At 64.5% G+C, this 21941-nt stretch carries 17 protein-coding genes; 9 read left to right on the top strand and 8 right to left on the bottom strand.

Annotation, left to right across the window (positions count from 1 at the left end):
• Positions 1–304: 304 nt before the first annotated feature.
• The 5 genes from Q7T45_RS13355 to Q7T45_RS13335 all read right to left on the bottom strand — a co-directional run bounded on the left by Q7T45_RS13355 (position 305) and on the right by Q7T45_RS13335 (position 7085).
• Positions 305–1324 (bottom strand): CarD family transcriptional regulator, encoded by a 1020-nt coding sequence (locus Q7T45_RS13355; RefSeq protein ID WP_304871393.1) that lies wholly within the window; start codon positions 1322–1324, stop codon positions 305–307.
• Between the two features lie 167 nt (positions 1325–1491).
• Positions 1492–1830 (bottom strand): ferredoxin FdxA, encoded by a 339-nt coding sequence (gene fdxA, locus Q7T45_RS13350; RefSeq protein WP_304871391.1) that lies wholly within the window; start codon positions 1828–1830, stop codon positions 1492–1494.
• A gap of 121 nt (positions 1831–1951) precedes the next feature.
• Complete coding sequence (locus Q7T45_RS13345) at positions 1952–2221, bottom strand: RNA-binding S4 domain-containing protein (RefSeq protein WP_304871389.1); 270 nt, start codon at positions 2219–2221, stop codon at positions 1952–1954.
• Between the two features lie 21 nt (positions 2222–2242).
• Positions 2243–5794: a helicase-related protein gene (locus tag Q7T45_RS13340; RefSeq protein WP_304871387.1), complete on the bottom strand. Its 3552-nt coding sequence runs from the start codon at positions 5792–5794 to the stop codon at positions 2243–2245.
• Between the two features lie 442 nt (positions 5795–6236).
• Positions 6237–7085 (bottom strand): DUF3108 domain-containing protein, encoded by an 849-nt coding sequence (locus Q7T45_RS13335; protein WP_370691269.1) that lies wholly within the window; start codon positions 7083–7085, stop codon positions 6237–6239.
• Between the two features lie 341 nt (positions 7086–7426).
• Here Q7T45_RS13335 and rpmB point away from each other — a divergent pair, with 341 nt between their 5' ends.
• Complete coding sequence (gene rpmB, locus Q7T45_RS13330) at positions 7427–7735, top strand: 50S ribosomal protein L28 (protein WP_304871385.1); 309 nt, start codon at positions 7427–7429, stop codon at positions 7733–7735.
• 278 nt (positions 7736–8013) lie between these two features.
• On the opposite strand, the gene Q7T45_RS13325 is transcribed toward rpmB, so the two are convergent.
• Positions 8014–9252 carry an amidohydrolase family protein gene (locus Q7T45_RS13325; protein WP_304871383.1) on the bottom strand — a complete coding sequence of 413 codons (1239 nt, stop codon included), beginning with the start codon at positions 9250–9252 and terminating at the stop codon, positions 8014–8016.
• A gap of 136 nt (positions 9253–9388) precedes the next feature.
• Between Q7T45_RS13325 and Q7T45_RS13320 the strand changes: the two genes are divergently transcribed.
• Positions 9389–9805 carry a nuclear transport factor 2 family protein gene (locus Q7T45_RS13320; protein WP_304871381.1) on the top strand — a complete coding sequence of 139 codons (417 nt, stop codon included), beginning with the start codon at positions 9389–9391 and terminating at the stop codon, positions 9803–9805.
• Between the two features lie 103 nt (positions 9806–9908).
• Here the strand turns inward: Q7T45_RS13320 and Q7T45_RS13315 are convergent, their stop codons facing one another.
• Positions 9909–10667, bottom strand: a complete 759-nt coding sequence (locus Q7T45_RS13315) for a GntR family transcriptional regulator (protein WP_304871379.1) — start codon at positions 10665–10667, stop codon at positions 9909–9911.
• A gap of 202 nt (positions 10668–10869) precedes the next feature.
• Between Q7T45_RS13315 and Q7T45_RS13310 the strand changes: the two genes are divergently transcribed.
• The 5 genes from Q7T45_RS13310 (at position 10870) to Q7T45_RS13290 (ending at position 16644) form a co-directional block, all read left to right on the top strand.
• Positions 10870–11745 (top strand): ABC transporter ATP-binding protein, encoded by an 876-nt coding sequence (locus Q7T45_RS13310; protein ID WP_370691268.1) that lies wholly within the window; start codon positions 10870–10872, stop codon positions 11743–11745.
• Entirely contained in the window at positions 11738–12514 is a 777-nt protein-coding gene (locus tag Q7T45_RS13305; RefSeq protein WP_304871377.1) for an ABC transporter permease, read from the top strand. The genes Q7T45_RS13310 and Q7T45_RS13305 overlap by 8 nt, the downstream gene beginning before the upstream one ends.
• Before the next feature lie 22 nt (positions 12515–12536).
• Complete coding sequence (locus tag Q7T45_RS13300) at positions 12537–13562, top strand: ABC transporter substrate-binding protein (RefSeq protein ID WP_304871376.1); 1026 nt, start codon at positions 12537–12539, stop codon at positions 13560–13562.
• 190 nt (positions 13563–13752) lie between these two features.
• On the top strand, positions 13753–15195 hold the full coding sequence (locus Q7T45_RS13295) for an amidohydrolase family protein (protein WP_304871375.1): 1443 nt from the start codon (positions 13753–13755) through the stop codon (positions 15193–15195).
• Between the two features lie 129 nt (positions 15196–15324).
• Positions 15325–16644, top strand: a complete 1320-nt coding sequence (locus Q7T45_RS13290) for a DUF2235 domain-containing protein (protein WP_304871374.1) — start codon at positions 15325–15327, stop codon at positions 16642–16644.
• Between the two features lie 889 nt (positions 16645–17533).
• Here the strand turns inward: Q7T45_RS13290 and Q7T45_RS13285 are convergent.
• Complete coding sequence (locus Q7T45_RS13285) at positions 17534–18646, bottom strand: NADH:flavin oxidoreductase/NADH oxidase (protein ID WP_304871373.1); 1113 nt, start codon at positions 18644–18646, stop codon at positions 17534–17536.
• A gap of 314 nt (positions 18647–18960) precedes the next feature.
• On the opposite strand from Q7T45_RS13285, the gene Q7T45_RS13280 reads away from it, so the two are divergent.
• Positions 18961–19926, top strand: a complete 966-nt coding sequence (locus tag Q7T45_RS13280) for an acetyl-CoA carboxylase carboxyltransferase subunit alpha (protein WP_304871372.1) — start codon at positions 18961–18963, stop codon at positions 19924–19926.
• A gap of 431 nt (positions 19927–20357) precedes the next feature.
• The gene (locus Q7T45_RS13275; protein WP_304871371.1) at positions 20358–21830 is read left to right on the top strand and encodes a L,D-transpeptidase family protein; all 1473 of its coding nucleotides are present in this window, start codon (positions 20358–20360) and stop codon (positions 21828–21830) included.
• Positions 21831–21941 lie beyond the last annotated feature (111 nt).

Here is a 21941-nt window from a genome sequence, read left to right as displayed (position 1 = left end):
GATGTCCATTGTTGCAGAAGGTCTCTGTCTCCCCGCCGTAACGCAACTGCACGGCGTATGGGTCCCGGCTCGGCGTTCGCTTGCGCTCACTTGGCCGGGACGACGATGATAAGGGTTTGCTGAAATCCCTCACCGTCATTGCGAGCCAGCGAAGCAATCCATTCTTTCTTTGCTGTGCAAGATGGATTGCTTCGCGGAGCCTGTCATCGGGCGGCGCTTCGCGCCGACCCGTTGGCTCGCAATGACGAAGCAAAAAAGCCCGGTCTCTCGACCGGGCTTTTTCAATTCTGAACCGGAAGCGGCGTTATGCCGCCTCGTCCGCAACGGCGGCATCGTCGCCATCGGCGTCGGCATCCGCGTCACCGTCGGCGGCTTCGGTCTCGGCCTTGGCGCCGCGGCGCGGGCTCTTGGCGAGTTGGCCTTCGATTTCCTTGACCGCTTCGGTCTCGGTCGAATGCTGCACCACGGCGATTTCGCGCGACAGCCGGTCGAGCGCTGCTTCATACAGCTGGCGTTCGCTGTAGGACTGCTCGGGCTGCGAATCCGAACGATAGAGATCGCGCACCACTTCGGCGATCGCGACGATATCTCCGGAATTGATCTTGGCTTCGTATTCCTGGGCGCGGCGCGACCACATCGTGCGCTTGACACGGGCGCGGCCCTTGAGGGTTTCCAGCGCGCGCTTGACCAGCGCCGGCTCCGACAGCTTGCGCATGCCGACATTGGCGACCTTCGCCGTCGGCACCCGCAGCGTCATCTTGTCCTTCATGAAATTGATCACGAACAGCTCGAGCCTGGCGCCGGCGATCTCCTGCTCTTCGATGGCCAGGATCTGGCCAACGCCGTGCGCGGGATACACCACGAATTCATTGGTCTTGAAGCCCTGGCGCTGGGTCAGAACCTTCTTCGGCTCCTCGACCCGGGGGGCGGTAGCCACCGGCTTGGCGGCGGCGGCAACCGGCTTGGCGGCAGCCTTCAACACCACAGGCGCCTTGGCCGCAGTCTTCGGGGGAAGAACGACATTCTTGGGAGCGACCTTCGAAGCAGTGGCCTTCGAACCCGTCGCTTTCGCGGCAGTTTTTGCAGTCTTGTTTGGCATTGCGCTTCTTTTGTTTTTCGAGGATTTGGCAGCCGGGGCCTTTCGGGTCTCCTTGAGGGAAGTCCGGGCACGGCCTTTGGTTGCACTGCGGCTCACCGCAGCGGCTTTTTTCGTGGCCTTTGAAGCACTCTTTTTACGCGTTTTCTGTGACACAGCCTGCGCGCGGAAACTGCCACGCCCCTGTTGGATGTTTTTCACGGGAACCCGAGGGCCACAGGTACGCATGGCTGGATTCGGCTAGTATTATATCCAATATAGCACATTTTCCGGAAAAATCAATGGTTTACGCCCTGTCCGGGGGCTCCGGCAGGCGGTTTCGGCGATCTCACGCGGATTAGGGTTAAGCCGGGGGCCGAAACGGCCCGAATTCATCCCGGCCCAAACGCTTCAAATCAGTCGCCGCTGCCCGGCGCCGGAGAAAAATATTTCTCGAACTTGCCTTCCATGCCGTCGAAATCCTTGGCGTCGGCCGGCTGGTCCTTTTTCTGGGTGATGTTCGGCCACGTCTTGGCGTATTCGGTATTCACCTCCAGCCACTTCTCCAGGCCGGGCTCGGTGTCGGGCTTGATCGCATCGGCCGGGCATTCCGGTTCGCACACGCCGCAGTCGATGCATTCGTCCGGATGGATGACCAGCATGTTCTCACCCTCGTAGAAACAGTCTACCGGGCAGACTTCAACGCAATCGGTGTATTTGCATTTGATGCAGGCTTCAGTGACGACGTAAGTCATCCAAGGCTCCGAAAAGGTCAATTTTCAGTGGTTTGCGTAGCGCAGGAACACCGTAGCCGCAAGTCAAGCAACGGCATCTTTGGGAGGCGTTTTCAACCGCTCCAGCTAGCGCTTTAGATAGTCATTCCCGGCGGCCCTGCAAATCTTCGTAGAGTATGCGGGCGGCGGTGGCGTCGCCCCGGCGCTCGGCAAACGCGACCACCTTCAGGATGCGGACGGAGTTGTCGAGCCCGATGGTCAAGACGTCGCCAGGCTTGACGGCGTGGCCGGGCGCTTTCTCTCTGATACCATTGACGCGGACATGGCCGGCCTCGACCAGGGCCGCGGCGCTGCTGCGGGCCTTCACCACCCGCGCGTGCCACAACCATTTATCGAGACGCTGGCGCTCCAAGCAACACCATCAAGAGAAGGATCAGCTATCCTTGCGACCGGCCGCGAGTTGTTCCTTGAGCGCCGCCAGCTTTGCGAAGGGCGAATTGGGGTCGACCGGACGGTCGCGCTCGCGCGGCGCAGGCGCGGCACTGGTGGCCCATTGCCGGTGCGACGGGCCGCTGTCGCGACCGCCCTTGCCACCGAAACCACCCTTGTCGCGTCCGCCCTTGTCACGGCCACCCTTGTCGCGGTCGCCGCCGCCGAATTTGCCCGGCGGCTTGCCCTGCGATCTATCCTGCGGCTTGCCTTGAGGCCGGTCGTTGTCCCTGCCCTTGCCTTGAAAACGCTCGCGCGGCGGCCGGCCACCCCGGTCCTCGCGCGGCGGGCTTGCCGGCGCGCCATCGGCGGCCACGGCCGGCGTCGCGCCATCAGCCGGCGGTGCGTCGGTGCGGGGCTTGCGGAAATCAGGGGTGCGTCGTCCACGGCGATGCCGCTCGCCCTTGGCAGCGTCGCCCGCTTCACCCGGGACGGGGGCTGCGGCGTCCGCGCCTTGCGCGGGACGGTCGTGATGGCGCGGACGGTTGCGATCGTGACGCGGCCGGCGTTCTTCCGAGCGACCGCCGGGCCGCCAGACCTCGACCATTTCAGGTGCGGCGGCGACTTCGGGTGTGGTTGCCTCGGCAACACCGGTATCGTCAGATGCAGCAACCGCAGCGGCGGTTTCCGGCGCGGCTTCAGCGGCGGCCTGCTCTTGCGGTTCTTGCGGCGTTTCCGTAGCCGGAGCCTCGATCGAAGGCGCCGGCTCCGGCGTAACCTCGGCAGCAACGGCTTCGACTGGAGCGGCTTCGGCAGGCGCAGCTTCAACGACAGGCTCGGGTTCGACCGCAACCGGTTCGTCGGCGGGCGCCGGCGGCGAAAATGCGATGTCGGGCAGCAATGCCGCCGAAGGCGCGGCGGCGACGTCCTCGGAATTCGGCGGCGCATCGCTGGTGGTGGCGGCAACAGCATCGCCTTCGGATGCTTCCGCGATATCGGCCGCGGTTTCCAGATTGCCTTCGGCAGCGAGTTCCGATGCGGTTTCCGCCACGGCGGGCGCTTCAACCACCTCCGGCTTCGGCGGCAGCGGCGCCTTCTTCTCCATGCGGTAGCCGAGTGCGCGCAGGATCGAGGCGAAATCCTCGCCGGCGGAACCGGTCAGCGAGGTCATCGCCTGCGTCACCACGAAACCGCGGCCGTCGAACGCGCCGGCCGGTTTGGTGCCGGGCGAGGTTTCGCGCCAGGACAGCGCGGGACGAATGAGATCGGCGAGTCGTTCGAGAATATCGACCCGCACCGCGCGCTCGCCGCATTGCCGGTAGCCCAGCACGCGATAGGCGTCGCGGTCGAGCGACTTGTCGACCGGGAACGAGGTGCGGCCCGATCCCGCGAGATGCTGCGCCCCCGACAAGGCCGACATGTCGACATTGCTTTGCTTCTCGGCCCACAGCAGCGAGGCCAGCGCGCGCGCCGCGGGCTTCAGCAGCGCCGGGATGTAGATGTGATAGGCGCCGAAGCGCACGCCGTATTTGCGCAGCGTCGCGCGCGACGGCTGGTCGAGATCCTTCATCTCGGCGGAGATCTTCTGCCGCTCCAGCACGCCGAGCGCCTCGATCAGCTGGAACGCGATGCCGCGCGCGATGCCGGTGATGTCCTCGGCCTTGTGCAGGTCGAACAGCGGTCCCAGCAGCTTTTCGACATGCGTCTTCAGCCACAGATCGAGCCTGGTCTGCACCGCCTCGCGCGCCGCGCCGGCCAGCCGGTCGTCGGAAATGATGCGCAGGCGCGGATGCAACGCGTCGTCGGCCGCGACCAGCCGCGCCACCGCGTCGCCGGTCCAGCGGATGGTGCCGTCCGACGTCAGCACGAATTGCTCGTCGGGCGCGGCCGCCAGTTTCTCGGCGCGCGCGTCGATCTCGCCGGCCAGCGCTTTCAGCGCAGTGGCCTGCAAAGCCTTGGCGTCGGAGCCGGCTTCCGCGGCGTCGGGCGCGAAGGTAAATCCGTCGAGCCGGCCGATCACATGGCCTTCTACGATCACTTCGCCGGTCTTGCCGATTTCAGTATTCAAAACGCTGTTCTCCCGCAGGCGGCGCATCAATACACTGGTACGACGATCAACGAAACGCTCCGTGAGCCGTTCATGCAGGGCATCTGACAGTTTATTTTCAACTTCGCGGGCGATTCCCTGCCAATGTTCGGGATCGGCCAGCCAATCGGGACGATTTGCCACAAAGGTCCAGGTCCGGATTTGCGCGATCCGGCCCGATAATGTGTCGATATCGCCTGTAATGCGGTCGGCCTGCTCGACCTGGGCGGCAAACCAGGCATCCGGGATCCGGCCCTTCTTCATCAGGAAACCGAACAAAGTGGTCACCAGTTCCGCATGCGCGGCGGGCGCGATCTTGCGGTAGTCCGGAATCTGGCAGGCGTCCCACAGCCGCTCGACGGCGGCGGCGCCCTGCGCCATGTCGCGCACATCGGCGTCGCGCGCGGCGTGATCGAGCACGCGCAAATCTTCGGCGATCGGCGCCCGCGTCAGCGCGTCATGGCTCGGCGACAGCGCCAGCGACACCTGCAATGCCCCCAGCGAAGAGAAATCCAGCTTCGAATTGCGCCATTGCAGCACCTTTACGCTATCGAAGGTGTGATTCTGCAGCGCATTGACCAGTTCCGGCTCGAACGGCGCGCAGCGGCCAGTCGTCCCAAACGTGCCGTCGCGGGTGGCGCGCCCGGCGCGGCCGGCGATCTGCGCGAATTCCGACGGATTGAGCCTGCGGAACTGGTAGCCGTCATATTTGCGGTCGGAGGCGAAGGCGACGTGATCGACGTCGAGATTGAGCCCCATGCCGACGGCGTCGGTCGCGACGAGATAATCGACGTCGCCGGACTGGAACATCGCCACCTGGGCGTTGCGGGTGCGGGGCGAGAGCGAGCCCAGCACCACGGCCGCGCCGCCATGCTGGCGCTTGATCAACTCGGCGATCGCATAGACTTCATCGGCCGAGAACGCGACGATCGCGGTGCGCCGCGGCTGCCGGGTCAATTTGCGGTCGCCGGAGAATTCCAGTTGCGACAGCCGTGGCCGGGTGACGATGGAGGCGCCGGGCAGCAGCCGCTCGATGATCGGGCGCATGGTGGCGGCGCCGAGCAGCAGCGTCTCGTCGCGGCCGCGCCGGTTCAGGATGCGGTCGGTGAAGACATGGCCGCGTTCCAGATCGGCCGCGATCTGGATTTCGTCGACCGCGAGGAACGAGACGTCGAGATCCCGCGGCATCGCCTCCACGGTGGAGACCCAGTAGCGTGCCTTCGGCGGCTTGATCTTTTCCTCGCCGGTGATCAGCGCCACCAGCTCGACGCCGACCTTGCCGACGATCTTGTTGTAGACCTCGCGCGCCAGGAGGCGCAGCGGCAGGCCAATGATCCCGGAGGAATGCGCCACCATCCGCTCGATCGCGAGGTGAGTCTTGCCGGTGTTGGTCGGCCCGAGCACCGCGGTGACGCCGGCGCCGGGAGCGCGGTCATGCGCCGAGGAGGACGAGAATGTCGAAAAGGCCATGTTTTATTGAGTTTCTGCGTCGCCGAAGGTTTGTGAATTGTTTCATTATGCGACGCCTTGCAGTCGCTACTTAAGTTCTGGAACGAGTCCGGAACGAATCGCGCCCGAATCGCTGACTCACTCCGGATGTCGTTACGTTCACCGCAACATGTCGGCACAACGCCTCGTCGTGGCACTAGATCGGGTTTGGCGCGGGGCGAGAAGCGAGCGAATGGCGGTCGAATCCTTAAGGCGAATGAGAACACGGAGTCGAATCAGAAGCGGGCAAGAGTCAAGCGATGAGTCGGCGCTCTTTCTTCTTCCCCTCTCCCCTTGTGGGAGAGGGTGGATCGAATGCGCTCGCGCATTCGAGACGGGTGAGGAGTTTGCCTCCGCGGATAGAGACCCCTCATCCGGCGCTTCGCGCCACCTTCTCCCACAAGGGGAGAAGGGAAGAAGGAAGTTACTGCGTCTTCGCGACCCGCGGCGGCGTCGCCGTGGTGATGAACTGGGTGGCCTCCAGCATGGCGGGGCCGAGCGGGGTCGGGATCTTCATCCAGAACGGCACCAGGATGCGGGTTCCCGCAACCGGCGCGAACGCGATCTCGATATTGCGCTGGGCGGCGAGGTATTTGATGACCGGGCGGTCCGGGATGTAGCCGGCGACCGGCGTGAAATACACCGCGCAGACCACCACCGGGCCCTGATAGCCCTTCTCGGCTTTGACGGTTTCCATGCGCTTGAAGTCGAGCTTGAGGTCGTAGCGCATGCGGCCGTCGAAGACCCCGGCGCTGACGCGGCAGGCTTCCGGCGTCAGCGGATCGGCCGTTCCCGGCACCCGCAGCATCGATCCCGTCATCGGGTCATAGACGCCGCGGCGATGCGCATCGGTGACCGGCAGGCGGTCGGGATCGACGGGCGGTTCCGGCTCGATCGCGTATTCCTTGATATAGCCCGAGGTCAGGACCATGCGGATGGCTTCGGTCTTCTTCGCGGTCGTGGTCGAAGCCTGGTAATTGGTCGCGACCAGCGCGCCGGCCACCACCCTGCCCTGGGCCGCGGCGGTGCCGGAGCCGCCGGAGAAGGCCTTCAACAGCCCCGAGGTGCCGCCGGAAGAGGAGGCGGAGAACGAATCGTCCAAAATTTCGATGTTCCAGGCGCCCTTGCCGACGGCAATCCCCGACAGCGTCGCCTCATAGCGGGCATCCAGCCGCCCTTGCGCGAAGCCGGAGGTCGGCGCGCCCGACAGCACCAGGGCGCACAGCCCGCCCAGCGCCCACAGCGGAAATCCGGCCGGCCGGGGCAACATCATGCGGATGGTGGTCACTGAACGGCGATCCTCAAAACAGCGCACAAAATCGGAGCTCATGTATCATTTAGGCGGAAATATCCGGCAAACAATGCATCCGCGCCCGGAAGCCCTGATGTCGGCGGCGAATACGCCGTTTATATGATGGCGCAACCGCCCGAAGCCCTGTTGGAACAGGCCCTTCCGCCCGGTTTGGGCGATCTTTCGCCTCGCCAAAACCTTGACGCCCCGCCGCTCTCCCCCTATACGTCCGCGGTTCCTGAAATGGACGTGAATTTGAACCCCCGCGCCGCGCCCTCAAAAGGGCTGACGGATGGGTCGGGGATGGAAGAGGATTTTGCAAGATGTCCCGGCGCTGCGAACTGACGGCCAAGGGCCCCATGGTGGGCCACAAGGTGAGCCACTCCAACATCAAGACCAAGCGCCGGTTCCTGCCGAACCTGTGCAACGTCACCTTCATCTCGGACGCGCTCGGCCGCAACGTGCGCCTGCGCGTCTCGACCAACGCCATCAAGTCGGTCGACCACCGCGGCGGCTTCGACGCCTTCCTGATCAAGGCCAAGGGCCCCGAGCTGTCGCAAAAGGCGCTGCTGCTGAAGAAGGCGATCGAGAAGAAGATCGCGGAAGGCGCGCCGGTAGCCGCGGCGAGCTGAGCGGACATAAGGCGAGAGCCTGATTGGCGGTTGAGAGTTTTGAATGGCCGGGTCGCAAGACCCGGCCATTTTCGTTTGGGGGCGTGTGCGGGGATGAAAGGCCCGCCGCCATGGCGAGCCACAGGGCCGCACGGCAGGGCCCAAAACAAAAAGTGCGAAAACAACCCCATGCACAGTAAGCAAGCACTTGGAATCGCAGCACTTCTTCTGCGCTGAATCAGCTTCGATCCAGTGACATTTGCTTGGCCAACCTGTTCGCTTGCGACACGTTCACCCCCCTACCCCGGCCGCATCAGCACCGCCTTCTGCCGCTCAAACACCTGCCGTCCGTTCTTGAAGCCCATCAGCACGTCGGGCAGTTCGGCGATGGCACCGGCCCCGCTCGCGGTGTCGAGCACGATGAGGTCGGCGGGGTTGCCCGGCGCGATGCCGTAGTCCTTCAGATTCATCAGGCGGGCGGGCAGCTTCGTCACCAGGTCGAGGCAGGCGTCGAATTCGCCGACGCTGGCCTGCGCGACGTTGGCGTAGAAGTTCGCCATCCGCAGCAGGGAGGCGTCGCCGAACGGGGTGAAGGGATTTTGCACATTGTTGGTCGCGACCGAACACACGACGCCTTTCTCGACGAGCTTGTGCGCCAGGGTCAGGCCGCGCGGCACCAGATGGGTGGCGTCGCGGCCCATCAGATAGAGGTCGGTGGCGGGCAGCACCGTGACGGCGACGCCGGCGCGCGCCAGTTTTGCGGCGGCGGCGTCGAATTCGGCCGGCGGCAGCGCCGACAGTTTTGTCGCGTGGCCGATGGCGACGCGGCCCTGCCAGTTGCGGCGCTCGGCCTGCCGGCAGACCTCGTCGAGATGCCACCACGACGGGTCGAGGTCGAAGTCGAGATGCAGGTCGACATCGACGTCGAAGGCCTGCGCGAGGTCGAACAGTTTTTCCAGATGCGCCATAGGATCGCTGTCCATGTACGGACAGCCGCCGATCACCTCACCGCCATCGCGCAGTGCCGCGACCAAAAGCTCCTCGGCGCCGGGATCGTTGGTCAGGCCTTCCTGCGGAAACACGCAAACGCTGAGATCGATGGCCCAGGCGTAGTCGCGCTTCAGCGTCTTGATCGCCTCGAAGCCGCGGAGACCGATGCGCGGGTCGATCTCGACATGGGTGCGCATCCGCGTGGTGCCGGCCAGGATCGCGCGCTCCAGCACGCGGGCGCCGCGCGCATAGACATCCTCGACGGTGAAATCGCGCTTCATGGCGGCGACCGCCTTGATGGCCTCGCCGACGCTGTCGTGGTGATGGCCGCAGCGGCCGAGCAGGCAGGCCTTGTCGAGGTGAATGTGGGTGTCGACGAAGCCGGAAAGCACGAGTTTGCCATCGAGGTGGATTTCACGGGCTTCCGATTCCAGCCGCGGCGCGATCGCGGCGATCCGGCCGTCGGAGACGCCGATATCAACAGGCGTGGCGAAGGCCGGCGTCACCGCGCGACGGAAGATCAGGTCAAAGGCGGTTTTCGGGGTCATCGGGCGGACAGACTAGCGAAGGCGCGGAACAAGGGCAGCTCCAGATTGTGTGCAGGTTGAGCACAGATTGTTCAAATTATGTGCATGCAATTTGAGTGCCGGATTGTAGTATTTCGTAAGATGAAGGGGATTTGCGATGTCCGTTGCCGCCAAAGCCGAACCGAAGTTGAGCGATACCGAAATCGTCGAGGCGTATCTGACGGCATCGATGATCCCCGATCCCGACGCCGCGGCGGCCTATATGAAGCCGGGCACCATCATCACCTTTACGGGCGGGCGCGAATTCGACCATCCGCGCGGGCCGACCGGTTTCAACGCGGCGCGCTATCGCTGGGTGAAGAAGAAGATGGACCGTTTTGACGTTTGCCCCGGCGAGGACGAGACCGTGGTGTATTCGGTCGGCACGCTGTACGGCGAATGGATCGACGGCACCCGGTTCGAGGGCAACCGCTATGTCGACCGCTTCGTGGTGCGGGATGGGTTCATCGTCAAGATGGACGTGTGGAACGACAGCGCGGAGCGGATATTGATCAATCGCGGGATTGTGGCGTAGCTCTTTCAACGTCATTGCGAGCGCAGCGAAGCAATCCAGCTTTCTTGCTTGTTGCACGATGGATTGCTTCGTCGCAAGAGCTCCTCGCAATGACGGTTCAAGCCTAACGAGCGCGGACAGCCTTCGCCAGCTTCACCACCCGTTCGCCGCTATCCTCCTCCGCATACGGCGCCAGAATATCCAGCAAATCGCGGCCGCGCTGTGGCGCGGGGGCTACCAGGGCGCGGGTGGCGACCGAATCGAGATGGCTGTGCATCAGCCCCATTACCTTGGCTTCGTCGCCCTTCACCAAAGCGGCGATGATGGCGCGGTGCTCGGTGACGCCGCATTCACTCGAATGCGGCCGGCTGTAGAGCGACAGCGTCAGGCAGCAGCGATAGGCGACCTCGCTGACATAGCGCACCAGGATCGGGCTGTTGGTCATGCTGGCGAGCAGGATGTGGAATTCGGTGGCGAGGCGAATGGAAACCGCATCGGCGCCGCCGCACGCAGCGTCCTCGGCGTCGACATGGGCGTTGAGGGCTGTGACCTGCGCCTTCGTCAGTTTGCCGGCAAGCTGACGCACCACGAGGCGCTCGAGTTCGATCCGGATATCGAAAGCGTCGCGCGCTTCCTGCCAGCTCGGCGTCGCCACCACGGCGATGCGATTGCGGCGCAGTTCGACCAGGCCTTCGGCGGCGAGTTGGCCCAGCGCATGCCGCGCGATGGTGCGGCTGACGCCGAAGCGTTCGCCGAGCGAATCCTCCGGCAGCTTGGCACCGGGCTCCAGCGCCTGCTCGATGATGGCGCGGCGCAGCGCGCGACAGATGACGCCGACCTTGTCGGTGGATTCGGCTGACTTGGCAGTGGCGCGCGGCGCCATGGGCTGATCCCTGAAGACGTGTGTCTTTATCCTATGTGCAGTTCCTTATCATATTCGCCGATGACCTGAACGCCTCAATTGCATGCACTTTGATGCCCGGATTGCCTAATTTGAATCCGCTTCCAGGCCCCGCTTCTGCCAAATCTTCGTGCGAAACGGCCTGAAACTGCTGGCATCCCGCTTGCATGCACTTCACTTCATGATGCGCATGCAGCCAGATCAGGCCTTCGCCGCCAGCCCCGTTTCGCCCGATTCCGGCGGCCCGATCGCGATCGAACTGTCCGACGTCTCGGTCACCTTCGGCCGCGGCGAGCGCGCCGTTCCAGCGCTGGCGCCCACTACGCTGAAGATCGGCGACGGCGAATTCGTCGCGCTGGTCGGACCCTCCGGCTGCGGCAAGTCCACCATCCTGCGGCTGGTGGCGGGGCTGGTGCAGCCGTCGACCGGCGTCGTGATTCTCGGCGGCCGCGAGGTCGCGGCCAAGGCCCTGCGGATCGGCATGGCGTTCCAGAATCCGACCATGCTGCCGTGGCTGACGATCGACCAGAACATCATGCTGCCGCTCAAGATCGTCGAGCCGTACCGGTCGCAATTCGCCAAACTCAAGCGCACGACCTTCCGCGACAAGGCCAATGCGCTGCTCGAAGAGGTGGGCCTGAAAGGCTTTGGCAGCCGCTTTCCGTGGCAACTGTCCGGCGGCATGCTGCAGCGGGCCAATCTCTGCCGTGCTCTGATCCACGAGCCGCGCATGCTGCTGCTCGACGAGCCCTTCGGCGCGCTCGACCAGTTCACCCGTGAAGAACTGTGGTCGATCCTGCAGGAGCTCTGGATCCTGCACCGGCCGACCGTGCTGCTGGTCACCCACGATCTGCGCGAGGCCGGCTTTCTCGCCAGCCGCATCTGCGTGATGAGCGCGCGGCCGGGCCGCATCCTCGACGACCGCGCCGTGACGTTCGCGCGCCCGCGCACCGTGGCGATGACCTTCGAGCCTGACTTCGTCGCGCTGAACCAGCGGCTGCGCGAATTCATCGTCGGCGAGCACGGCGCGGCAAAGCCGGATGGAGCCGACCATGCCTGATCTCGATTACCGCCAGAAAGCCTGGTCGATCGGGTTGATCGTGATGTTCTTCGCCGGCTGGGAATTGTTTTGTCTCATCACCGGAATGTCCGACCTGGTGCTGCCGCGCCCGTCGCAGATCATCGTCACGCTGGTGCAAAAATTTCCGCTGCTGTGGCCGCACATCCTGCAGACGCTGGCCACCACCATGATCGGTTTTGTCTTGGGCGTCGTGCTCGGCGTGGTGCTCGGCGCCATCATCGGGGTTTCCAAGACCGCGTATGACACCGCCTATCCGCTGCTGGTCGGCTTCTCCTCGATTCCAAAAGTCGCGCTGGTGCCGATCTTCGTGCTGTGGTTCGGCTCCGGCTCGGTTCCGGCGGTGCTGACCGCGCTGTCGATCTGCTTCTTCCCGATCGTCGTCAACATCGCCACGGGCCTCGCCACCACCGAACCCGAACTGGAAGACGTGCTGAAGGCGCTCGGCGCGACAAAATTCGACATCCTCTGGAATGTCGGCCTGCCCCGCACCATGCCGTTCTTCTTTGCCTCGCTGAAGGTCGCGATCTCCTACGCCTTCGTCGGCGCGGTCTTGTCGGAGACCGTCGCCTCCAACCGCGGCATCGGCAACGTGATGATGACCGCGTCGTCGAATTTCAACGTGCCGCTGGTGTTCGCCGGCCTGTTCGTGCTCGCCGCACTTGGTGTCGCGCTCTACGCCATCTTCGCCGTCATCGAGGGCCGGGTCACCGGCTGGGCCACCCGCAAGAACGACCTGATCACCACCTAATCGCTCACTTGAGGAGATCGACATGCTGAAGAAAACAAGCGCCGCGCTGCTTGGAATGCTCTTGTTCGCGGGCACAGCCGCGGCGCAGGAGACCACGATAAAATTCACGCTGGGCTGGAAAACCCAGGGCAGCGATGCCGCGTTCTTCTATGCCAAGGACAACGGCTTCTTCAAGGAAGAGGGCCTCAACGTCGTGATCGACCAGGGCGAAGGCTCGGGCGCCACGGTGACGCGCGTGATGTCCGGCGCCTATGACGCGGGCTTTGGCGACATCAACGCCATCATCCAGAACGCCTCGACGAGGCCGGCGGATGCGCCCGTGATGGTCTACATGATCTGGAACCAGCCGCCATTCGCGATCGTCTCCAAGAAGACCAGCGGCATCAAGACCATCAAGGATTTCGAAACCCACACGCTGGGCGGCGCGCAGGGCACGCCGACCACGCGGCTCTTGCCGGTGTTCGCCCGCAAGAACGGACTGGAAGGCGACAAGATAAAGATCTCCAATATGGCGCCGAACCTGCAGGAGCCGATGCTGATCAAGGGCGATATCGACGGCGCGCTGGTGTTCAACATCACCAGCTATTTCAACCTGGTGCTGAACCGGCAGGATCCCGACAAGGACTACAACTGGTTCATGTTCGGCGATTACGGCCTCGATCTCTATTCCAACGGCATGATGGTGTCGAAGAAGCTGCTGGCCTCGAATCCGAAGGCGGTGGCGGGCCTGGTCCGCGCCGTCAACAAGGCCGTAATCGCGGTGGCCAAGGATCAAAAGGCCGGCATGAAGGCGACGGTGAACTACGACAACCTCATCAACGAGGAAGTCGAAAAGCGCCGCCTGCAGTTTTCCTACGACAAACTGATCGTCTCGCCCGAGATGAAGGAGATCGGCGTCGGCGACGTCAAGGACGACCGCATGGCCCGCGCCATCGGCATAGTGGTCGAAGGCTACCAGCTCGCCCGCTCGCCGACGCCGGCGGAAGTGTTTTCGCGGGAATTCCTGCCGCCGCGCAAGGAGCGGGAGCTGGTGTATACCGCGAACTGATCTTCTTCTCCCCTCCTCCCGCGTAGCGGCGGGGAGGGGTCGGGGGTGGGGGGTCTATCAGCGCATACAACTGCCAGCGAATTTGCTGAGGCACCCCCCACCCCCGACCCCTCCCCGCCACGCGCAAGGGCGCGTGGGAGGATGGGAGTGAAGCGCTGATGCGTCTCGTGCAACAACAGGCACTGCAGTGATGGCCACCGAAGTAACAGCAACCAGTCTGTTCGCCGGCCCTGTCCGCGGCACCCTGCAAAACGTCGTGCTCCGCCACGACGCCGGCCTCATCACATCAATCACGCCAAGCGCAGCACCGCCACAAGCGCAGCGCAGCTTCATCATCCCCGCCTTCGTCAATGCCCACGACCACGCCCGCCCGACCGCGTCCTCGTTCGGCGCCGTCGACATGCCCTTGGAAAGCTGGATTCTCCGCTCCGCCATGGGCAGCCCGCCCGACCCCTACCTCGCCGCCGCCTCCGCGATGGCGCGCTCGGCCCGCGCGGGCTGCGGCGCGATGATGATCCATTACACAAGGCCGAGCGGCAAACTGCCGATGGTCGAAGAGACAAAAGAGATCGCCCGCGCCGCCAACGATGTCGGCATCCGCATCGCCTTCGCGCTCGCCGTGCGCGACCAGAACCCGGTTGTCTACGGCGACAGCGAGCCGGTGCTCTCCGCCCTCTCCGCCGAGGACCGCAGCACCGTCGAGCAACTGTTCGTCCGCCCCGCGATGCCGCCGCGCGACTATATCGCGTTGACCGAGACCATTGCGTCGGAAATATCAGGCCCAAGACTCGACGTGCAGTTCGGCCCCGCCGGCGTACAATGGTGCTCGCGGGCGCTGCTGGAAGCCATCGCCGAAAGCTCCGCGCGTACCGATCGCCGCGTGCACATGCATCTCTTGGAGACCATCTATCAGCGCGCCTATGCCGACCGGCATTTCCCCGATGGCGTCGTCCGCTATCTCCGCGATATCGGCCTGCTGTCACCCCGGCTGACGCTGGCCCATGGCATCCACGCCCGGCCGGACGAGCTGGAGATGATCGCCGCGTCAGGCGCGCGCCTCGTCACCAATTTCTCGTCCAACCTGCAACTGCATTCCGGCCTCGCGCCGATCGCCGCCGCGCACCGATGCGGCTGCGCCATCGCGGTCGGCGTCGACGGCCTCGCGCTCGACGAGGACGACGACGTGATCCGCGAGATGCGCCTGGTGCAGCTCGCCCATGGCGGCCTCGGCTTCAATCGCACCTGGACCCGCCCCGAATTCCTTTCGCTGGCCATCCGCAACGGCCGCGCCGCCACCGGCGCCCCCGGCCCCGGCGAACTCACGCCCGGCGCCGCCGCCGATTTCGTCACCCTCGACCTCGACCGCCTCGACCGCGACGCCATCATGGACGTCGACCCGCTGCAGCTGTTGTTCGCGCGCGGCAACGCCGCGCTGGTGCGCGATGTCGTGGTCGACGGGCGCACCATCGTGCGGGAGGGCAAGGTGGTCGGCGTCGATCTGGATGCGATCGAGCGCGAGTTGAGGGGGATGTATCGGGAGGGGGTCAGGCAGTTCGGCGGGCTGCAGCGGGCGTGGGAGCCGCTGGCGGGGACGTTGAGCGGATGGTTTGAGGGGCAGGTGGGGTGTGGGTGAGGCGTAGCGCGTGCGTCACGACAAGCTTCGTGCCACGAACTCGCTCTTACCATCAAACTCCTAGATCCCCCTCGCAATCCCCCACTTCCCTCGCTAAACTTCCGGCTGCAGGCGGGGGAAATCACATCCATGACCGACACGACCGAACCCAAACCCGAAAAGCGCCACATCGTCATCTGCTGCGACGGCACCGGCAACGAAATCAGCGAAAACATTTCCAACGTCCTCAAGCTGTACCGGACGCTGCGCAAGACCGAGAAGACGCATCCGAACCAGCTGGTGTTCTACGATCCCGGCGTCGGCACGCTGGAGCGGCCGGATCCGTTCAAGAAATTGCGGCAGGACATCCAGCTGGTGATCGGGCTGGCGTTCGGATACGGGCTCGACGACAACGTGCTCGGCGCCTACCAGTTCATCGTCGAGAACCACCGCGAAGGCGACGACATCTATTTGTTCGGCTTTTCCCGCGGCGCCTACACGGTGCGGGTGCTGGCGGCGCTGATCCACAAGATCGGGCTGATCTCGCGGCCGCAGAACAATCTCGCAGGAAGCGGCCTCACCGCCTACAAGCAGTTTTCCACCGCTCACGTCGCCCCCGACCAGAAGGAAGACCCGGCGGCGCAGTACGCGCGCATCCTCAGCGTGAAATGGCCTACGATCAAATTCGTCGGGGTCTGGGACACCGTCGCCAGCGTGATCGTGCCGCGCTGGGACCGCATCAATCCCTTAAAACTGCAGTTCAGCCCGTGGAGCATGGAGCAACTGGCCTTCGTGCGGGAAAATCCCTCGATCGAGATTTTTCGGCAGGCGATCTCGATCGACGAGCGACGGCGCATGTTCCGGCCGCAGCCCTGGGACGCGGGCAAATTCCGGCCGCACCGCTACGCCCCTGAGTCCAGCTGGACGGACCAGGACAGCGTGCAGGTCTGGTTCGCCGGCGTGCATTCCGATATCGGCGGCGGTTATCCGGAAAAGCAATCGGCGCTGTCGAAATATCCGCTGCTGTGGATGATCGAGGAAGCGGTCAAGCACGGCCTCAAGGTCGACCGCCGCACCGTCAACCAGCTCGGCTGGGGCCGCAAGCGCAAGGGCAGCCCGTTCGACTATGTCGCGCCGGACTTCCTGCCCTATCCCGACAATCCCGAGTCCGCCGCATGGCAGCCGCACGATTCGATGAACGCCGGCTGGCGCGTGCTCGAGGTGATCCCGAAGAAGGACAAATACAAGGAATGGCCGGAGCGGAAATCGATGTTCGGCTATTACATTCCGTGTTGCGAGCCGCGGCTGATTCCCGAGGGCGCCCTGATCCACCAGTCCGCGCTCGACAAGATCGCGCAGGACAAGACGTACCGGCCGGTGAACATGCCGGCGACGTACACCGCGGTGCCGCTGGAGACCCCGCCCGCTCCCGGGCTGGCTGATGATGCGAAGCAGGACGACGGGGCGTGAGGGGTGACGCGTAAGCCCGGCACACCCACAGCCGTCGTCCCGGCCCCCGAGCCGGGACCCATAGCCACCGGCGGATATTGTTTCGCGAGGCGTCGGCCTTCGTGCCGCATCGTGAGGCCGCGGCGTATGGGCCCCGGCTCGGGGGCCGGGGCGACGGAGTCTTGCGGTCGCGCGCACCGCGCCAAATTGTCGAGCCCTTTCAACAAATCCACCCCGACGGGCAAATCACTTCCGATTACCAGAAACCGTGTCAAGCCCCCTCGACAAAAATATTTCTGTTTTCCAGAAATGAAAACCGCGCTATATATCCCCGCATCCCGTCCCATCGAGAGGGGCGTTGCGCAACGTACCAGCGCGGGGCGGGGAAGCGGTGGACGCGGATGGCGCTTCTGACGAGAACGCCTGATGCGGGTGGCGAAATCGTGTGGTCCCGACACCCCAATGGCAGGTGTCAAGTTCGCGCCAGGCTGCGCGGGCGACGGTGGCAAAAGTGCAGGGCTCACCGAGGAGAGCGCGTATAAGCCTTAAACCACTGCGCAGGGAAAGCCGGATGCTTCCGCTTCACCTGTATGCTCGTGTGCCGCCTGCTTCTTCCACTATCGCACACGAGACCGCGGATGCAGCGCGCACCCGGCTTTCCCTGCGCCCTCGCGTTATCGAGGGCGAGGCAATACACGCAAACCTCGGACGCATCGCGCCGCGAGATGGCGGAGGTGTGGTTTGGCTGACGCTTACCCTCTTGCGTCGTCCCTGCGAACGCAGGGACCCATAATCCCGGTCATCTGAGGCCACGGCGTAATGGTTCAACAGGCCCGTTAACACCATGCACAAACATCAATTGCACGGCGTATGGGTCCCTGCGTTCGCAGGGACGACAGCAAAAAGAAACCTACCTTGTCCCGAAACTGGTGGCGCCGAACAACGCCTTTTGCGTCGAGGGCTGCGAGCGCCAGTATTGCGGCGGCGCGGATACCTCGCCGCCGAGTTCGGCGGCGGCGTGCCAGCCCCAGCGCGGGTCGTAGAGAAAGCCGCGCGCCAGCGCCACCATGTCGGCCTTGCCGGAGGCCACGATCTCCTCGGCCTGCTTCGCTTCCGTGATCAGGCCGACCGCGATGGTGGTGACGCCGGTGGCTTCCTTCACCGCCTGCGCCAGCGGCACCTGGTAGCCGGGCCCGAGCGGAATCTTCTGCAAGGGCGACACGCCGCCGGAGGACACATCGATCCAGTCGACGCCGCGCTTCTTCAGCTCATGCGCGAATTCGATGGTCTGCGGAAGATCCCAGCCGCCCTCGATCCAGTCGGTGGCCGAAACCCGCAAACCGACCGGCTTGTCGTGCGGAAACGCCGCGCGCACCGCGTCGAATACTTCGAGCGGAAACCGCATGCGGTTCTGCAAGGACCCGCCATACTGGTCGGTGCGCTTGTTGGATATCGGCGAGAGAAACTGATGCAACAGGTAGCCGTGGGCGCAATGCACCTCGATGCCGTCGATGCCGAGCCGCGCGGTGCGCTGCGCCGCCGCCACGAAGGCGTCGCGGATGCGTTTCAGGCCGGAATCGTCGAGTGCGCGCGGCGCCGCTTCGCTTTCCTTGTGCGGCACATCGGAGGGACCCTCGGTCTGCCAGCCGCCTTCGGAGATCGGGATCAATTGCCCGCCGTCCCACGGCTTGTGGCTGGAGGCCTTGCGGCCGGCATGGGCGAGCTGCATCACCACCGCGGCCTTCGAATGCTTGCGCACCGATGCCAGGATCGGCTTCAGCGCGGCCTCGGTGGCGTCGTTCCACAAGCCCAGACAGCCCGGCGTGATGCGCCCGATCGCCTCCACCGCGGTGGCCTCGATGCAGAACACCGCCGCACCCGACAGCGCCAGCGAGTTGATATGCGTGAAGTGCCAGTCATTGGCCTCGCCGTTCTCGGCGGAATACTGGCACATCGGCGCCACCATGATGCGATTGGAAAGCGTCAGGCCGCGCAGCGTGATCGGGGAAAACAGGGCGCTCATGGGGGGATTTCCGGATGGGAGAAAAATGCCGTTGGCATACTCTAGGGGCAGCGGCGACGATGCCCAACTGCCGGCGATGCAACCCTTACCCTCGCTGGTGGGGGAGGGTAACAAGGATCGCTCTGTCGCCCGCCTTGACTTCGGCGCCTTCTCCCCCGAAACAGCCATCTCCCGCCCGCGACCCCTCCGCGTTTGATGCGAAACGGGACCCCGATTTGCGTCGGACTGCACGCTAAACGATTGAATTTGCGTGCTTTCTCCGCACGCCTGGAAACCGCTTCGCGTCCACGCCGCTTCGTCCCTATATTGTTCAGATGCCGGATCACATGCGCAGCACCTATCTCGATTTCGAAAAGCCCGTCGCCGAACTCGATTCCAAGGTCGACGAACTGCGCGCGCTGGCGGCCACCGGCAGCGACATCGGCGAAGAAATTTCGCGGATCGAGGAGAAGGCGGCGCAGGCGCTGACCGACCTCTATGCCAATTTGACGCCATGGCAGAAGACGCTGGTGGCGCGGCACCATCAGCGCCCGCATCTGACCGATTTCATCAACGCGCTGATCTCCGAATTCACCCCGCTGGCGGGCGACCGCAAGTTCGGCGAGGACGAGGCGCTGGTCGGCGGCTTCGGCCGCTTCCGCGGCGAGAGCATCTGCGTGATCGGCCAGGAAAAGGGCGCCACCACCGAATCCCGCATCAAGCACAATTTCGGCATGGCGCGCCCGGAGGGCTACCGCAAGGCGGTCCGGCTGATGGAGATGGCCGACCGGTTCGGCATTCCCGTGCTGACGCTGGTCGATTCCGCCGGCGCCTATCCCGGCATCGGCGCCGAGGAGCGCGGCCAGGCCGAGGCGATCGCGCGCTCCACCGATGCCTGCCTGGCACTGGGCGTGCCCAATGTCGCGATCATCACCGGCGAAGGCATGTCGGGCGGCGCCATCGCGATCACGACGGCCAACCGCGTGCTGATGTTCGAACACGCCATCTACAGCGTGATCTCGCCGGAGGCGGCGTCCTCGATCCTGTGGCGCGACGGCACCAAGGCGCAGGAAGCCGCAACCTCCATGAAGATCACGGCGCAGGACATGCTGCGCTTCGGCGTGATCGACCAGATCCTGAAGGAACCCGCCGGCGGCGCCCATCGCGATCCCGCCGCCATGATCGCGACCACCGGCGACGCCATCGAGCAGGCCCTCAACGATCTGCGCAATCTCGACCCCGGCATGATTCGCCAGCAGCGCCGGCAGAAGTTCCTCGATATCGGCCGCAAGCTGGCCTGATTGGAGGCTCCGGTCCCACCCTCCCCTGGAGGGGTCGAGACGAGCGAAGCTCGCTCTGGGGTCGACGCGAATGAAATGAGCGGCGGGGTGGGGTGACAGTCTCTCCACCCGAAAAGTACCCGAGTTGAGAGATCACCCCACCCCGTCTCGCATCTTGCGATGCGAGCCGACCCTCCCCCTCCAGGGGAGGGTAAGATTCGTTAACGTCAGGCTTTTTTGGGAATCCGCCATTTCCGCCCCAATTAGGCCCGGACATCAATATTTAACCTCTATTGACCATGCCTGACGGGGACCCTCCCGGGAGGCCCTCGTCGGCTTGCGACAAGGGGACCCAAAGGGTAGTATTTTAGTCAATGGCTTCAGGGCATGTACGCTATGTTTGGGGTGCGAAAATTGCGCTTTGAATGGCCGTTGGGGTGTGGAGCTCTGCATTGATTTATCGCTCGCCGGTTCGCGCGCTCATCACCTCGGCCGCGCTCGCGGCCGGTGTGCTGCTGGCCGGCTGCAACACCGACCAGATCTCGCTGGCGAATAACGCCAAGGCCAACCAGCCGGTCTCGCCCAAACTGATCGCCGACATGACGGCGAAGGACATGGACCTGCAGTCGCCGATGCTGGTCCGGATCTTCAAGCAGGAAGCCGAACTCGAGGTCTGGAAACAGGATCGCTCCGGCCGCTTTGCGCTGCTGAAGACCTATCCGATCTGCCGCTGGTCGGGAGACCTCGGACCCAAGGTCAGGGAGGGCGACCGCCAGGCCCCGGAAGGCTTCTATTCCATCAGCCCGGCGCAGATGAACCCGCAATCGTCGTTCTATCTGTCGTTCAATACCGGCTACCCCAATGCCTTCGACAAGGCATTGGGCCGCACCGGCTCGCAGCTGATGGTGCATGGCGACTGCTCGTCGCGCGGCTGCTACGCCATGACCGACGAACAGATCGCGGAAATCTATTCGCTGGGGCGGGAATCCTTCTTCGGCGGCCAGCGCGCATTCCAGCTGCAGGCCTATCCGTTCAAGATGACGCCGGTCAACATGGCGAAACATCGCAACAACCCGAACATGCCGTTCTGGAAAATGATCAAGCAGGGCTGGGATCATTTCGAGGTGACGCGGCAGGAGCCGAAGGTCGATTTCTGCGAGAAGAAATATGTGTTCGACGCCATCAAGGCGCCGGATGCCAAGCGGGATCCGGTGTTCGATGCTTCGGCCAAATGCCCGGTCTATGCGATCTCCGAGGACATCGCCGACGCCGTGCGCGAAAAGCAGCAGCATGACCAGGTCGAGACCGCCAAGCTGATTTCGAAGGGAACACCGGTCGCGCGGCTGAATACCGGTATCGACGGCGGAATGCACCGGGTGTTCGCCGCCAAGCTGCCCGAGGCCTCGACCGGCCTGTCGGAGGGCGGCGACGGCCAGGGCCTGTCGCTGGCAGCGATTTCCCGCGCGCCCGGCACCATTCCGGCCCACGTCAATCCGCCGCGCGGATCCGTTTCGTCGCCCGAAGAGCCGCTGGCGGCCTCCATGGCAGCCCAGGCCGCCCCCGCTCAGGCTGCTCCCGCAACCCGCGTGGCGTCGGCGGCACCACCCGAAAAATCCGACGGCTTCTTCTCCAGCCTGGCCCGCAAGGTCGGCATCGGCGGAGCGGAAACCACCGCGACCACCAAGCCAGCGGCCGCGCCCGCCCCGGCACCCGCCAAGCCGAAGGTCATCGAGACCAGGCGCCACGAACCGCCGCGCCCCGAAGCATCGGTGCCGAAAGTCCCCGCCGCACCGAAGCCGGCCGAGGCCAAGCCTGCGCTGAAGCCCTCGCTGTCGGATACGCCCCCGCCTGCCGCCATGGTCGCCGGTTCGCAGCCGATCGTGCCGGCGAGCTCGTTCGACAGTCGCTTCTCGGCGGCGAAGTAAGCAATCACGAAGAATCGTAGGTTGGGCAAAGGCGCTCTTCGCGCCGTGCCCACCATTGTCATGCTCGCACGCTGGTAGGGATGGTGGGCACGGCGCAAGAGCGCCTTTGCC

The organism is Bradyrhizobium sp. (assembly GCF_030646015.1).
GTDB lineage: Bacteria > Pseudomonadota > Alphaproteobacteria > Rhizobiales > Xanthobacteraceae > Bradyrhizobium.
Note: the sequence above shows the minus strand (reverse complement) of the source record. Positions and strands in the feature narration are given on the sequence as shown.

Excerpts from the sequence above, each read along its gene's own strand:
- Q7T45_RS13355 (WP_304871393.1), bottom strand. The coding sequence starts at position 1,324 with ATGCGTACCTGTGGCCCTCGGGTTCCCGTGAAAAACATCCAACAGGGG.
- fdxA (WP_304871391.1), bottom strand. The coding sequence starts at position 1,830 with ATGACTTACGTCGTCACTGAAGCCTGCATCAAATGCAAATACACCGAT.
- Q7T45_RS13340 (WP_304871387.1), bottom strand. The coding sequence starts at position 5,794 with ATGGCCTTTTCGACATTCTCGTCCTCCTCGGCGCATGACCGCGCTCCC.
- Q7T45_RS13335 (WP_370691269.1), bottom strand. The coding sequence starts at position 7,085 with ATGATGTTGCCCCGGCCGGCCGGATTTCCGCTGTGGGCGCTGGGCGGG.
- rpmB (WP_304871385.1), top strand. The coding sequence starts at position 7,427 with ATGTCCCGGCGCTGCGAACTGACGGCCAAGGGCCCCATGGTGGGCCAC.
- Q7T45_RS13325 (WP_304871383.1), bottom strand. The coding sequence starts at position 9,252 with ATGACCCCGAAAACCGCCTTTGACCTGATCTTCCGTCGCGCGGTGACG.
- Q7T45_RS13320 (WP_304871381.1), top strand. The coding sequence starts at position 9,389 with ATGTCCGTTGCCGCCAAAGCCGAACCGAAGTTGAGCGATACCGAAATC.
- Q7T45_RS13315 (WP_304871379.1), bottom strand. The coding sequence starts at position 10,667 with ATGGCGCCGCGCGCCACTGCCAAGTCAGCCGAATCCACCGACAAGGTC.
- Q7T45_RS13310 (WP_370691268.1), top strand. The coding sequence starts at position 10,870 with ATGCGCATGCAGCCAGATCAGGCCTTCGCCGCCAGCCCCGTTTCGCCC.
- Q7T45_RS13305 (WP_304871377.1), top strand. The coding sequence starts at position 11,738 with ATGCCTGATCTCGATTACCGCCAGAAAGCCTGGTCGATCGGGTTGATC.
- Q7T45_RS13300 (WP_304871376.1), top strand. The coding sequence starts at position 12,537 with ATGCTGAAGAAAACAAGCGCCGCGCTGCTTGGAATGCTCTTGTTCGCG.
- Q7T45_RS13295 (WP_304871375.1), top strand. The coding sequence starts at position 13,753 with ATGGCCACCGAAGTAACAGCAACCAGTCTGTTCGCCGGCCCTGTCCGC.
- Q7T45_RS13290 (WP_304871374.1), top strand. The coding sequence starts at position 15,325 with ATGACCGACACGACCGAACCCAAACCCGAAAAGCGCCACATCGTCATC.
- Q7T45_RS13285 (WP_304871373.1), bottom strand. The coding sequence starts at position 18,646 with ATGAGCGCCCTGTTTTCCCCGATCACGCTGCGCGGCCTGACGCTTTCC.
- Q7T45_RS13280 (WP_304871372.1), top strand. The coding sequence starts at position 18,961 with ATGCCGGATCACATGCGCAGCACCTATCTCGATTTCGAAAAGCCCGTC.